The sequence below is a fragment of the Ruegeria sp. BHSB056 genome (assembly GCF_059613305.1).
Genome location: NZ_JBXWSG010000046.1, coordinates 15,739 through 27,305 on the forward strand (window position 1 = coordinate 15,739; position 11,567 = coordinate 27,305).

10 protein-coding genes and 1 pseudogene are annotated in these 11,567 nt (G+C 57.2%); 5 read left to right on the top strand and 6 right to left on the bottom strand.

Annotated elements, in window-relative coordinates; translation table 11 throughout:
• Nucleotides 1–94 precede the first annotated feature (94 nt).
• From AC2FND_RS12410 to AC2FND_RS12430, 5 genes are all read right to left on the bottom strand, one after another.
• On the bottom strand, nucleotides 95–1,471 hold the full coding sequence (locus AC2FND_RS12410; protein WP_209504064.1) for a TRAP transporter large permease: 1,377 nt from the start codon (nucleotides 1,469–1,471) through the stop codon (nucleotides 95–97).
• Nucleotides 1,471–2,148, bottom strand: a complete 678-nt coding sequence (locus AC2FND_RS12415; protein WP_209504065.1) for a TRAP transporter small permease — start codon at nucleotides 2,146–2,148, stop codon at nucleotides 1,471–1,473. The genes AC2FND_RS12410 and AC2FND_RS12415 overlap by 1 nt, the downstream gene beginning before the upstream one ends.
• 116 nt (nucleotides 2,149–2,264) lie before the next feature.
• Complete coding sequence (locus AC2FND_RS12420; RefSeq protein ID WP_209504066.1) at nucleotides 2,265–3,266, bottom strand: DctP family TRAP transporter solute-binding subunit; 1,002 nt, start codon at nucleotides 3,264–3,266, stop codon at nucleotides 2,265–2,267.
• Between the two features lie 286 nt (nucleotides 3,267–3,552).
• Entirely contained in the window at nucleotides 3,553–4,782 is a 1,230-nt protein-coding gene (locus AC2FND_RS12425) for a sigma-54-dependent transcriptional regulator (RefSeq protein WP_496770036.1), read from the bottom strand.
• Nucleotides 4,779–6,560 carry a sensor histidine kinase gene (locus AC2FND_RS12430; protein WP_496770037.1) on the bottom strand — a complete coding sequence of 594 codons (1,782 nt, stop codon included), beginning with the start codon at nucleotides 6,558–6,560 and terminating at the stop codon, nucleotides 4,779–4,781. The genes AC2FND_RS12425 and AC2FND_RS12430 overlap by 4 nt, the downstream gene beginning before the upstream one ends.
• On the opposite strand from AC2FND_RS12430, the gene AC2FND_RS12435 reads away from it, so the two are divergent.
• The gene (locus tag AC2FND_RS12435; RefSeq protein ID WP_496770038.1) at nucleotides 6,559–7,740 is read left to right on the top strand and encodes a cytochrome P450; all 1,182 of its coding nucleotides are present in this window, start codon (nucleotides 6,559–6,561) and stop codon (nucleotides 7,738–7,740) included. The two genes, AC2FND_RS12430 and AC2FND_RS12435, sit on opposite strands and share 2 nt — an antisense overlap.
• A 45-nt stretch (nucleotides 7,741–7,785) precedes the next feature.
• Here AC2FND_RS12435 and AC2FND_RS12440 read toward each other — a convergent pair whose 3' ends face one another.
• Nucleotides 7,786–8,268 carry an Lrp/AsnC family transcriptional regulator gene (locus AC2FND_RS12440; protein WP_209504069.1) on the bottom strand — a complete coding sequence of 161 codons (483 nt, stop codon included), beginning with the start codon at nucleotides 8,266–8,268 and terminating at the stop codon, nucleotides 7,786–7,788.
• Nucleotides 8,269–8,442: 174 nt separating this feature from the next.
• Here AC2FND_RS12440 and cobA point away from each other — a divergent pair.
• The 4 genes and pseudogenes from cobA to AC2FND_RS12460 form a co-directional block, all read left to right on the top strand.
• Nucleotides 8,443–9,189 (top strand): annotated as a pseudogene (cobA, locus tag AC2FND_RS12445) (uroporphyrinogen-III C-methyltransferase); the annotation flags it as partial.
• Nucleotides 9,189–9,503: a DUF2849 domain-containing protein gene (locus AC2FND_RS12450; RefSeq protein WP_496770039.1), complete on the top strand. Its 315-nt coding sequence runs from the start codon at nucleotides 9,189–9,191 to the stop codon at nucleotides 9,501–9,503. The pseudogene cobA and the gene AC2FND_RS12450, both read left to right, overlap by 1 nt.
• A 66-nt stretch (nucleotides 9,504–9,569) precedes the next feature.
• On the top strand, nucleotides 9,570–11,234 hold the full coding sequence (locus AC2FND_RS12455) for a nitrite/sulfite reductase (RefSeq protein ID WP_496770040.1): 1,665 nt from the start codon (nucleotides 9,570–9,572) through the stop codon (nucleotides 11,232–11,234).
• A partial coding sequence (locus tag AC2FND_RS12460; RefSeq protein ID WP_496770042.1) for a phosphoadenosine phosphosulfate reductase domain-containing protein occupies nucleotides 11,224–11,567 on the top strand: 344 nt, incomplete at its 3' end. The genes AC2FND_RS12455 and AC2FND_RS12460, both read left to right, overlap by 11 nt.

Here is an 11,567-nt window from a genome sequence, read left to right on the forward strand (position 1 = left end):
CCTCTGAACCCGAGATATGAACCCGGTGCGCGGTTTCAAGATGCAAAAAAGCCGGACGGTCGAAACCGCCCGGCTTTGCACGTGGTCAAATTGCTTAGTTGGTCACGATTTCCGGCCCCATGAACGTGTTGGGCAGGAAGGTCGAAAGCCAAGGGATATATGTCACCATGATCAGGAAGACGAACAGGACAGCAAGGAACGGCAGCGCCGCCTTCACAACACTCATCATCGGCATACCCGCAACGCCGGACGTTACGAACAGGTTCAGACCGACCGGAGGTGTGATCATCCCGATCTCCATATTCACAACCATGATGATGCCCAGATGGATCGGATCAATACCCAACTCGATGGCAATCGGGAACACCAGCGGTGCGACGATCACCAGCAAGCCCGACGGCTCCATGAACTGACCGCCGATCAGCAGGATTACGTTGACCACGATCAGGAAGGTTACCGGTCCAAGACCTGCTGAAAGCATGGCGCTAGCAATGTGCTGCGGCACCTGTTCGTCCGTTAGAACATGCTTAAGGATCAGCGCATTGGCGATCACGAACAACAGCGTCACCGTCAGCTTTCCTGCCTCGAACAGTGTATGCTTGGTGTCGGGGTGAAAGAACGCCGTGACCAATGCGTAGGGTTTTTTCAGCAGCGGCAGGTTCTGTGCGTCTCCTTCCGTACTCAGCGGCCCCATGTCCTTGTAGACGAAACTGGCAATGAAGAAGGCATAGACGGCAGCAACCGCGGCAGCCTCGGTCGGGGTAAAGATACCCCCATAAATGCCACCCAGAATGATAACGATCAAGAAGAGGCCCCAACCGGCCTCGCGGGCCGAGGTAAAGACCTCACCCCACCCCTTCCATTCACCCTTGGGCAGGTTCTTGACCTTTGCCATGACATAAATGGTGATCATCAGCATGAAGCCAGCCATCAGACCGGGAATAACGCCAGCCAGGAACATACGCCCAACTGAAACTTCGACGGCGGCGGCATACACAACCATCACGATGGACGGTGGGATCAGGATGCCCAGCGTACCCGCGTTACAGATCACACCGGCGGCAAACTCTTTGGAATACCCAACCTGGCGCATACCTGCGATGACGATCGAACCGATAGCTACAACCGTGGCCGGGGACGATCCTGACAGCGCGGCAAACAGCATACAAGCAAACACGCCCGCAATCGCCAGACCGCCGGGCAGATGCCCTACGCAAGCAATCGAGAAACGGATGATCCGACGCGCTACGCCGCCTGTCGTCATGAAGGACGAGGCGAGAATGAAGAACGGGATCGCCAACAGGGTGAAATGCCCCTCGAACGCCTCAAACAGCGTGCCTGCGACTGAAGCCAGCGAACTGTCGGAATAGATCAGCAGGAACAGGGTCGAACTGAGGCCAAGTGCAACCGCAATCGGAACCCCGATCAGCAGTAGGCCGATGACCATCGAGAAAAGAAGGATAACGTCCATCAGTCATGCACCCCTTGTTGTGCGCGGACTTCCTCAATCTCGTCCTCGACTTCGTGGCTGGCGACAAGGCGATCGGTCTCACCACGCCAAATTTGAACGGCGACCTGCGTAAACCGGATCACCAGCAGCAGCATGGACACCGGCAGAACCAGGTAAGGTACGACCTTGGGCAGTTTTTCATACCCCTCGCCATAATTGATCAGGTCTTCCAGAAAGCGCAGCGGCGCGACCATGGGGATGTCGTCTACCTCGTAGAAACTCTGGCTGCGTGCGCCGAAATCAAACCCGGTCGGGAACCAGCGGCCCGATGTTGGCGGCAGATCTGCAAAGACGGCCCAATAATCATATGCCCCCTTGAGCATCAGCAGCGAAAACACCAGACAGCATCCAACCGAGACCAGCGCCATTAGGCGCCTCGGTGCTGGCGCCAGCATGTTCAGGATTGCATCCACGCCCAGATGAGCATGTTTCTTGACTGCGTAAGACGCGCCCAGGAGCACCAGCCAGCCGAACGTGAACACTGTCAACTCAAGTGCCCATAGGATATTGGAATTAAAGACAAACCGCGCAATCACGTTGGCAAATGTAACGACCGTCATAAGGCCCAAAAGCAACGCGATCAGGGTTTCTTCGATATGGTCGATCAGCCCGCCCTGGCCGGAGTTCGCACCAGACATCTTTCAGTCCCCGCATTTTATTGAAGAGAGAGTTGAGAATGGGGCGGGCCATTTCAGCCCGCCCGGCCTGCGCGTCGAATACTCCCCAGTCCCCGGACGCGCGGTCTTTGACCGGATCAGAACCCGGCGTTGATGGCCTGTGCTGCGTCGATCTTGTCCTGACCCACGTCACCGGCGAATTTGTCCCAAACCGGTTTCATCGCGTCGACCCAGGCCTGACGCTGTTCAGGGGTCAGTTCACGGATGACGCCGCCTGCATCGATGATCGACGCTTTGGCCGCTTCGTTCACAGCAAAGGCTTCTTTGTTCCGGGTCTCGGTAACTTCGGCCAGAATAGTCAGGAACTGATCCCGCACCGCCGGATCAAGACTGTCCAGCCAATCCACCGATGTCACGACCAGATAGTCGATGATGCCGTGGTTGGTTTCGGTGATACCGTCCTGCACCTCAAAGAACTTCTTGCCGTAGATGTTCGACCAGGTGTTCTCCTGCCCGTCCACAACGCCCTGTTGCAGCGCGCCATACACTTCCGAGAATGCCATTTTCTGCGGGCTACCACCGATGGCTTCCATCTGTGCCACCAGCACATCTGACGACTGCACGCGGAACTTCAGACCGTTTGCATCCGACGGATCAACCAAAGCCTTGTTGGCCGACATCTGCTTCATGCCATTGTGCCAGAACGCCAGACCTTGCAGGCCACGACGCTGCATGCTGTCTTTCATCGCCTGTCCCTCGGCCGAGGCCTGGAACGCGTCTACAGCGTCGACATTCTTGAACATGAACGGCAGGTCAAACAGGCGGAACTGTTTGGTGAACTTCTCGAACTTCGACAGCGAGGGCGCGGCCAGTTGCACGTCACCCTGCAACATCGCTTCGAGAACTTTGTCATCGTTGTAGAGCGTCGAGTTCGGATAGACCTCGACACACATCGTGCCGTTCATTTCGTCGTTGACCCGCTGCTCCAGCAGCGATGCCGCGATACCTTTGGGGTGTTTGTCGGTGTTCGTCACATGCGCGAACTTGACGACGATTTCACCTTCGTCGCATGCAGCCATACCAGCCGTTGCGGTTACTGTCAGAGCAAGCGCAGTTGCTGCCGTTGTCAGAAGCTTCATCTGATATCCTCCCAGAGTTCCTTGAAACTTGCAGTCGACGCCGGGTAAGCGCCGTATGGCGTGCAGTGAAGCGACTCAGGGTAAAGCACACAACTTTTGACTGCGATTGCGGAACGTGTCTGATTACCTGTTTAATACCAAAGTGTTACGTCGTTGTTGGTTCAGGTTCTGCGCTTCACAGGTCCGAGCCGTGCGAAAACTCGCACATCCTCAGAGCGGCTTGTGCGGATTTCCGCACAATTTCCGAATCACTTCTTCGAATCAGATGCGCCAATCCGGTTCCTGCTTATCTGCGGTAATCCTCGGGACGAATCTGATAGCGCGCCAGCTTGTCGTAAAAGGTCTTACGCGGCAGCTTCAGCGCCTTGGCCGCATCTGACGCTTTTCCATTGTGGCGGCCCAAAGCTGCAATCAACAAAGATCGTTCAACCCGCGCCATCTGTTCGCTCAACCCCAGATCCGTAGCCTGCGTAACCTCCTCGGGCATTCCAAGAACAAACCGCATTGCTGCTGACATCAGCGAACGGGCGTTGCCCGGCCAGTCGCTGGCCATCAAGGCCGCCAGATGTTCGGACGAAATCTCGGGAATTGCGATGCCAGCCTGTTCGGCCGCTTGCGCCACATAGTGGCGAAAAATCACCGGAATGTCGTCGGGGCGTTCCGCCAATGAAGGAACACGCACCCGCATCACATCCAAACGATAAAACAGATCAGCGTTGAACCGCCCTTCCGAACTTAACGCAGATAGGTCGGCGGTTGTTCCTGCAATAATACGCCCCCCCGGACCGCGCTCGATGATCTCCAACGCCGCAAACTGCGTGGCTTGGGGCATGGCGGACACTTCGTCCAGAAACAGGGAACCACCCACGGCATCGCCACAGCTTTGGGCAAGGTCATCGGGGCTTAGACTTGAAGCCGGACGTTTGACAAAAGGCCCCTGACCAGCGGGCGACATCAGGTGGACCACTTCGGCTACTTTGGATATGCCGCTGCCCGGCGGGCCGGTAACAAGAACTTCGGCCCCTGTCGGTGCGACGGTCCGCACGCGATCCCGCAGCGCCTCAGCTTGCGGAGACAGGCCAAACAGCAAACGTGCGGCCGGGTCCCCCCTTTCAAGTTCGGTTTTCAGGGCGCGCTGTTCCAACACTTGGGTGCGGGCTGCGAATGCGCGTTCAAGAACATCCATCAGGTCAGACGCAGCGCAGGGTTTTTCGAGAAAATCGAACGCTCCTTTTCCCATGGCTTCTACGGCCATTGGGATATCACCTTCTCCGGTCAAAAGGATCACCGGAAGCTCGGGGTCGATGTCCCGAGCATACGCCAACAAGTGGAAGCCATCCCGCCCGGGCATTCGAATGTCCGAAATAATCACACCGGGGAAATCCCGCCGAATATGATCCTTGGCCGCAACAAAGGAACCGGCTGTTGTCGGTGCGTAATCTGCAAGTTCAATGGTTTGCGCCAATGCCTCGCGAACAGCTGCGTCATCATCGACCAACAGAACCCTGCGCATCATGCTGCCTCTTCTTTTCCGTAGGGCTCCAGTTCGACGGTAAACACTGCGCCATCAGCCGTGTTTGCCCCGCGGATTTCACCCCCAAAGCTTTGAACAAGACCATATGATATAGAAAGACCAAGCCCCAAACCTTCAGATGATCCTACGCTTTTGGTCGAATAAAACGGCTCGAACACCCGGTCGGGGTCTTCAATCCCCGGTCCGGTATCCTGCACAGAAACGCGCAACCGGTCTTCTTCGTGCATCACAATCGAAATGTGCCGCTTGGGTCGCCCCAGCATCGCATCCGCCGCGTTATTGATCAGATTAACAAAGACCTGCACCAAGCGGACTTCACCCCCCCAAACATAAACCGCAGCCTGTCCCGGTTCCCATTCCAGCGTCACATCATCGTCACGCAAACGGGTTTCGGTCAATTCGACGGCAGTTTTCAGAACCTGCACCAGATCGACCCGGCCCATCGGTTCGCTTTCATTGCGGGCAAACGCGCGCAGGTTCTTGATGATCCGGGCCATGCGGGCGGCCATTTCCGAAATACGCCCAAGGTTTTCGCTGGCCCTGTCGCCTTTGCCACGTTCAAGAAAGGCCGTACCATTGTCGGCGAATTGCTGGATCGCCATCAACGGTTGGTTGAGTTCGTGGCTGATCCCCGCCGACATCTGCCCCAAAGCGCTGAGCTTACCTGCCTGCACCAACTCGGTCTGCGCTTTTTTCAGTGCTGCTTCGGCCTCCTGACGTTCTGCAACTTCGCGGCGCAAGGCGGTGTTTGCTTGGGTCAAAGCACGGGTACGCTGCGCCACCCGGCTTTCCAGAGCCGTGTTGGCATTCGCCAGCGTCCGTCGCCGTTCCATCGCAAGATACAGCATCGCACCAAACGCCAGACAGATCGCTGCGACCGCCGCCGCCTGCAACCCGGCAAGTCGCCGGGCCGGGGCCACGTCCACCAAAACCTCGGCGGTCATATCGATCACAGGCAATTCAAGCGTTAGGTGCAACGCATCGCGTGGCAAATACCGCCCCCAGTTCAGCCGCCACAATTCATGCTGGCCGACCCGCGTCGCGGCAAAATCCACCGAGGCACCCTCTGGTGGTGTCAGCCCGGACTGACCAACCTCGCGGCTCCAAAACAGCAAGTCCGACCGGTTTGAGATGAAGACGACGCCGTCAGAATCAACAAAGAAAACGGCTTCGGTACTGCCCCGCCAAGTTTGTTCAATGTCCTGGACATCGGCAACCACCATCACTGCACCTTCGACTTGCCCGGAGGCGGCAAAAGTCGGAGCGGCATAGGAATATATCCGGTCGCCACTGTCTGGAACCACCTCATGCGCGGTGCCCACCGCACCCTGCATGGCGCGCCTGAACGCTGGATGTGCGGACATGTCTCGCTGTGCCACTGGCTGTGCGGCGACCAGAACCCGACCGCTGCGATCCAGGTACATCATGTTGACGGCCGCTGTCTTGTCAGCAACGTCCAGCAACATCGTTTGCGCGTCATGTACCTGTTTTGGTGTATCCAACGCGTGCAAAGCGGGATGTGTCGCCATCAGAACCGCCAATTCCTGGTAGACCTGCATCTGAGTGCTGAGCCGATCCGCCGCCAGTTCAAGGTCTGCTTCGGCCTTGTCACTTAGCTGAGACAGCGCCTGACGATAGCCATAAGACCAAACAAAACCTGACAGCAGCCCGACAGCGGACAAAAAACCGGCAATGATCCAAACTCTCTGCATAGACAGGGTCTTGCATTCAACGCGGCTCGTGGCAAGTGTGCGTCGCATGAAGTCATTCTCGCAATCCCCGACAGACCCGGGTTTCGTTCAGAACCCTTACCCTTTCTATGATCAGGCCCGCGCTGCTGGTGATCTGTTCTATTGGCGCGACTACGATATGGTTGCTGCGACGTCCTGCCGTGCCGTGCGGGCACTTCTTCGCGACCGCCGGTTTGGGCGGGAAGTTCCGCCTGAATGCGCAACACAGGGCCCTGCCCATTTGGCCCCCTGGCTGGCTATCGAAGCCCATTCGCTGCTTGAAGCTGAACCCCCGCGGCATACCCGCCTAAGGGCGCTTGTCATGCGCGCTTTCACGTCGCGGGAAATTTCTGCATTGCAGCCTTCCATTGAATCGCTATGCCACAGTCTTGTCGAGGCGTTTCCGAATACACCTTTCGATCTGCTGAGTGCTTATTGCACTCAGGTCCCGGTGGTAACCATCTGCCGACTGTTGGGCGTTCCCGAAGACATGGCGCCCAACCTGTTGCAGTGGTCGCATGACATGGTCGCGATGTATCAGGCCAACCGGTCACAGGCGACCGAGGATAAAGCCGCCAAGTCGTCTCAGGAGTTCACGGATTTCCTGTTGGGATACATTAACCAGCGACGCAACGATCCGCGTGACGATTTGATCACCCGGCTTATCAGCGCCGAGGAGGAAGGCGAAAAGCTGTCCATCGACGAGCTGGTCGCAACATGCATCTTGCTACTGAATGCAGGACACGAAGCAACCGTGCATTCGCTGGCGAACGGTGTGAAAACCCTGTTGCAAACCCATACCAGCCCCGACGTTCTGGCACCGGACCAGATCGACGCAACGATCGAAGAAATCCTGCGCTATGACCCGCCTTTGCATATGTTCACACGGTATGCGTATGAAGACGTTGACATATTTGGGCATTCGTTCAGGCGCGGTGACCAGGTCGCGCTTTTGCTTGGCGCTGCAAACCGCGACCCTGCCGTCTGGGATGAACCCGAAAGGTTTAATCCGACGCGCTCGATTGAGGTCAACACAAGTTTTGGTGGAGGCATCCACTTCTGCGTCGGCGCCCCTTTGGCAAGGTTGGAAATGCGCATTGCCCTGCCCTTTCTGTACAGCAGCTGCCCGAACCTGCGGCTCGCCGTAACGCCAACCTATTCAGACAGCTATCACTTCCATGGTCTGGAACGGTTAATGGTTCAGGTCTGACCTGTATAAGGCGCCGCTCGATCCGGCGCTGGCAGCACCTGCCTTCTATACCCCTTCAGCCAATGCGCTGAGGGGAAGCATCGTTGTGGACTTGATTTCTTCCATCGACAAAAGCGCGGTCACGTTGTGCACCCGCACTTCCGAAATCAGCGACTGGTAGAATTGATCATAGGCGCGCGCGTTCTTGACCCGAACCTTGAGGATATAATCAATGTCACCCGCCAGCCGGTGCGCCTCCTGCACTTCGGGATGATCGCGCAGTGCTTTAAGGAACTTTCGCTGCCACTCAGCTTCGTGCTCCGACGTTCGGATCAAAACAAAGAAAGTCGCTTCAAACCCAAGCGCCTCGGCATCCAGCAAAACCGTTTGCTGACCAATGATTCCCGCACTCTTGAGCTTGCGTATTCGATTCCAGACAGGCGTCTTTGAACTGCCGACACGAGCCGCTATTTCGTCCAGTGACTGCCCTGCATCGCGCTGCAGCTCGGCCAGAATTTTCCGATCCGTATCATCTATCCGCACCGACATTCCAATATTCCTTCCACATCGAAGAATTCGTTCCAAATTTTCGTTTCGATGGAACGTTTGTCCTTATTTGAGCGCCCATATGGCACTTTGATGGGAATATTTCCTATATTGAGGGTCAAGTCAAACCACACCCGAGATGATCCGATGCAGGACGTTCGCACAACAGGCCCCAAAGGACATGTCGACTTTGTCGGCGCAGGTCCGGGCGATCCTGAGTTACTGACGCTCAAAGCGCTGACTGCGTTTGAGCGGGCTGATGTTGTGCTGCATGACCGCCTTATCAGTGAACCCGTACTGGACATAGCCGGTCAAAGCGCCGCCTTGGTTGATGTCGGCAAAGCCGGGTTCGGCCCATCCTGGAAGCAAAGTGATATCGACGCGCTTTTGGTCGAATATGCCTTGAATGGTAACCGCGTGGTCCGCCTGAAGTCCGGCGATCCTACTGTCTTTGGCCGTCTGGATGAAGAGATTGAGGCCGTCGAGGCGGCGGGTATTTCGTGGCAGATCGTTCCTGGGATCACAGCGGCCTCTGCCGCGGTGGCAGGCATCGGCCAAAGTCTGACTCAACGCGGCCGGAATTCCTCGGTTCGGTTCCTGACCGGGCACGACATGAATGGTTTTGCGGATCATGACTGGAATGCCCTGGCACGGGCCGGTTCGGTTGCTGCGATCTATATGGGCAAGAAATCTGTCCGCTTTATCCAGGGTCGCCTGATCATGCATGGCGCCGATCGCGCCACCCCTGTCACACTGGTCGAAAACGCTTCGCGTCCGAACCAGCAGATACTGGCCACCACACTGGATCAACTGCCCGCCGATCTGGCCGCCGCCGAAATGGATGGACCGGCCCTGACATTCTATGGCCTTGCCCCGCGCGAAGCGGCGCAGGCTGTAACCGAATTCAACAAGGAGCTTGCCTGATGGCCCGCGCTTTTACCCCCAAAGTCGTCACCGCAAATGACTTGCTGGTAGGTGACGTCATTTACCAGACCGAAGATGACAGTTGGACGCGTGATCTGTCGCAGGCGGAACTGATCACTGACGAAGCACATGCACAGGTGCGTCTGCTGGATGCAGCGCGTCAGGCAAGTAAAGTCGTGGGCGCCTATCTGGCCGATGCCGTTGCTGGCAAAAACGGCCCAGAACCCACCCATTTTCGGGAAGATTTCCGCCGGACTGGTCCGTCCAACTATGCCCACGGCAAACAGGAAACTTCCCAGCAGCCCCGGGCCTGACCTCTGGCCATCTCTCTCCCCTTTCAAGGCCCCTAGGTTCGGGGCTGCAAACAAGGACAGCTAGACATGTATCGCTACTCCGAGTTCGACACAGCATTTTTGGCAGAACGTAACGCGCAGTTCCGCGCCCAGGTCGAGCGTCGCATTGACGGCTCGTTGACCGAAGACGAATTCAAGCCGCTGCGCCTGATGAATGGGCTGTATCTGCAACTGCATGCCTACATGCTGCGTGTCGCCATTCCCTATGGCACGCTGAACAGTGCACAGATGCGTCAACTGGCGCTGCTGGCCGAGAAGTGGGACAAAGGCTATGGCCATTTCACCACCCGTCAGAACATCCAATACAACTGGCCAAAGCTGAACGACGTGCCGGATATGCTGGACGCGCTGGCCGAGGTTGGCATGCACGCCATCCAGACTTCGGGAAACACCATTCGCAACGTGACCGCCGACCATTTCGCCGGTGCCGCCGCGGATGAGGTCGCCGACCCGCGCCCCTATGCTGAGCTTCTGCGCCAATGGTCGACCGACCACCCGGAATTCCAGTTCATGCCGAGAAAGTTCAAGATCGCCATCACTGGCAGTGAAAACGACCGCGCAGTGATCAAAGCGCATGACATCGGCCTGCAACTGGTCGAACGTGACGGCGTTCTGGGCGCTCGCGTCATCGTTGGTGGTGGCCTTGGCCGTACGCCCATGATCGGCAAGGAATTGTCCGAGTTCGTCGCCTTTGACGACCTGCTGGCCTATCTGGAAGCCACCGTGTCGGTCTGGAACCAGATTGGTCGCCGCGACAACAAGTACAAAGCACGTATCAAGATCACCGTTCACGAGCATGGCATCGACGCTATCCGCGCAAAGGTCAACGAACGCTTCCTGAAGGTCCGCCCGCAGTTCAAAGGCGCGGATATGAACCTGCTGGAAGAGTTCAAGGGCCACTTTGCACCACCTGCCTACCGCCAGGCTTCGGTCGCGTCGTTTGAAAGCACCTATACCAACGATCCGGTCTTCCGGTCGTGGGTCGACACCAACATCGCGCCGCACAAGAACGCGGACCATGCGATCGTCACGATCTCGATCAAGAAGCATGGAGCAACACCGGGCGATGCAACTGCCGAGCAAATGCGCGTTATGGCCGATCTGGCCGAAGAATTCGCCTATGACGAGCTGCGCATCAGCCACGAGCAGAACGTGATCCTGCCGCATGTCCACAAATCGGACCTGCCCGCGATCCACGCCAAGCTGAAGGAATACGAACTGGCCACCGCCAATATCGGTCTGATCAGCGATATCATCGCCTGCCCCGGTATGGATTATTGCGCGCTGGCGACGGCGCGTTCGATCCCGGTTGCTCACGAAATTGCAACACGGTTCGAGGACCTGAAGCTTGAGCATGACATCGGCCACCTGAAGATCAAAATCTCAGGCTGCATCAACGCCTGCGGTCATCACCATGTTGGCCACATCGGCATTCTGGGTTTGGACCGCGCAGGTGTCGAAAACTACCAGATCACTTTGGGTGGCGATGCGACCGAAACTGCGGCAATTGGTGATCGCACCGGTCCGGGCTTTGCCTATGACGAAATCGTTCCTGCCGTAGAGCGCATTGTCGACACCTATCTGAACCAGCGTGCAAGCGCAGAGGAGACATTCCTGGAAACATATCGCCGGGTGGGCATGGCGCCATTCAAAGACGCCCTCTACCCCGAGGCCCGCGCAAATGCCGCTTGACCTGATCCAGACGGAACTGGGCCGGGACAGACGCGAACTGACTGAACGTGTCGAAGACCTGAATGCCCGGTTCCGGCACCACAGCGCTCATGATGTCATGCATGAAGCGATTGATGAGATCGACGAGCTTGCCTTGGTCTCGAGCTTTGGCGCGGAATCTGTCGTGCTGTTGCATATGGCGGCGGTGGTGAACAAGGCAACGCCCGTTCTTTTCGTGGACACGCAGATGCTGTTCACCGAAACGCTGGAGTACCAGCAGGAGGTGAGCGAGCGTCTGGGGCTTACCAACATTCGCATCATCCGGGCCGAGGATGCAGAAGTTGAGCGCGAAGA

Coding starts and splice junctions, on each gene's coding strand:
- AC2FND_RS12410 (WP_209504064.1), bottom strand. CDS start 1,471: ATGGACGTTATCCTTCTTTTCTCGATGGTCATCGGCCTACTGCTGATC.
- AC2FND_RS12415 (WP_209504065.1), bottom strand. CDS start 2,148: ATGTCTGGTGCGAACTCCGGCCAGGGCGGGCTGATCGACCATATCGAA.
- AC2FND_RS12420 (WP_209504066.1), bottom strand. CDS start 3,266: ATGAAGCTTCTGACAACGGCAGCAACTGCGCTTGCTCTGACAGTAACC.
- AC2FND_RS12425 (WP_496770036.1), bottom strand. CDS start 4,782: ATGATGCGCAGGGTTCTGTTGGTCGATGATGACGCAGCTGTTCGCGAG.
- AC2FND_RS12435 (WP_496770038.1), top strand. CDS start 6,559: ATGAAGTCATTCTCGCAATCCCCGACAGACCCGGGTTTCGTTCAGAAC.
- AC2FND_RS12430 (WP_496770037.1), bottom strand. CDS start 6,560: ATGCGACGCACACTTGCCACGAGCCGCGTTGAATGCAAGACCCTGTCT.
- AC2FND_RS12440 (WP_209504069.1), bottom strand. CDS start 8,268: ATGTCGGTGCGGATAGATGATACGGATCGGAAAATTCTGGCCGAGCTG.
- AC2FND_RS12450 (WP_496770039.1), top strand. CDS start 9,189: ATGGCCCGCGCTTTTACCCCCAAAGTCGTCACCGCAAATGACTTGCTG.
- AC2FND_RS12455 (WP_496770040.1), top strand. CDS start 9,570: ATGTATCGCTACTCCGAGTTCGACACAGCATTTTTGGCAGAACGTAAC.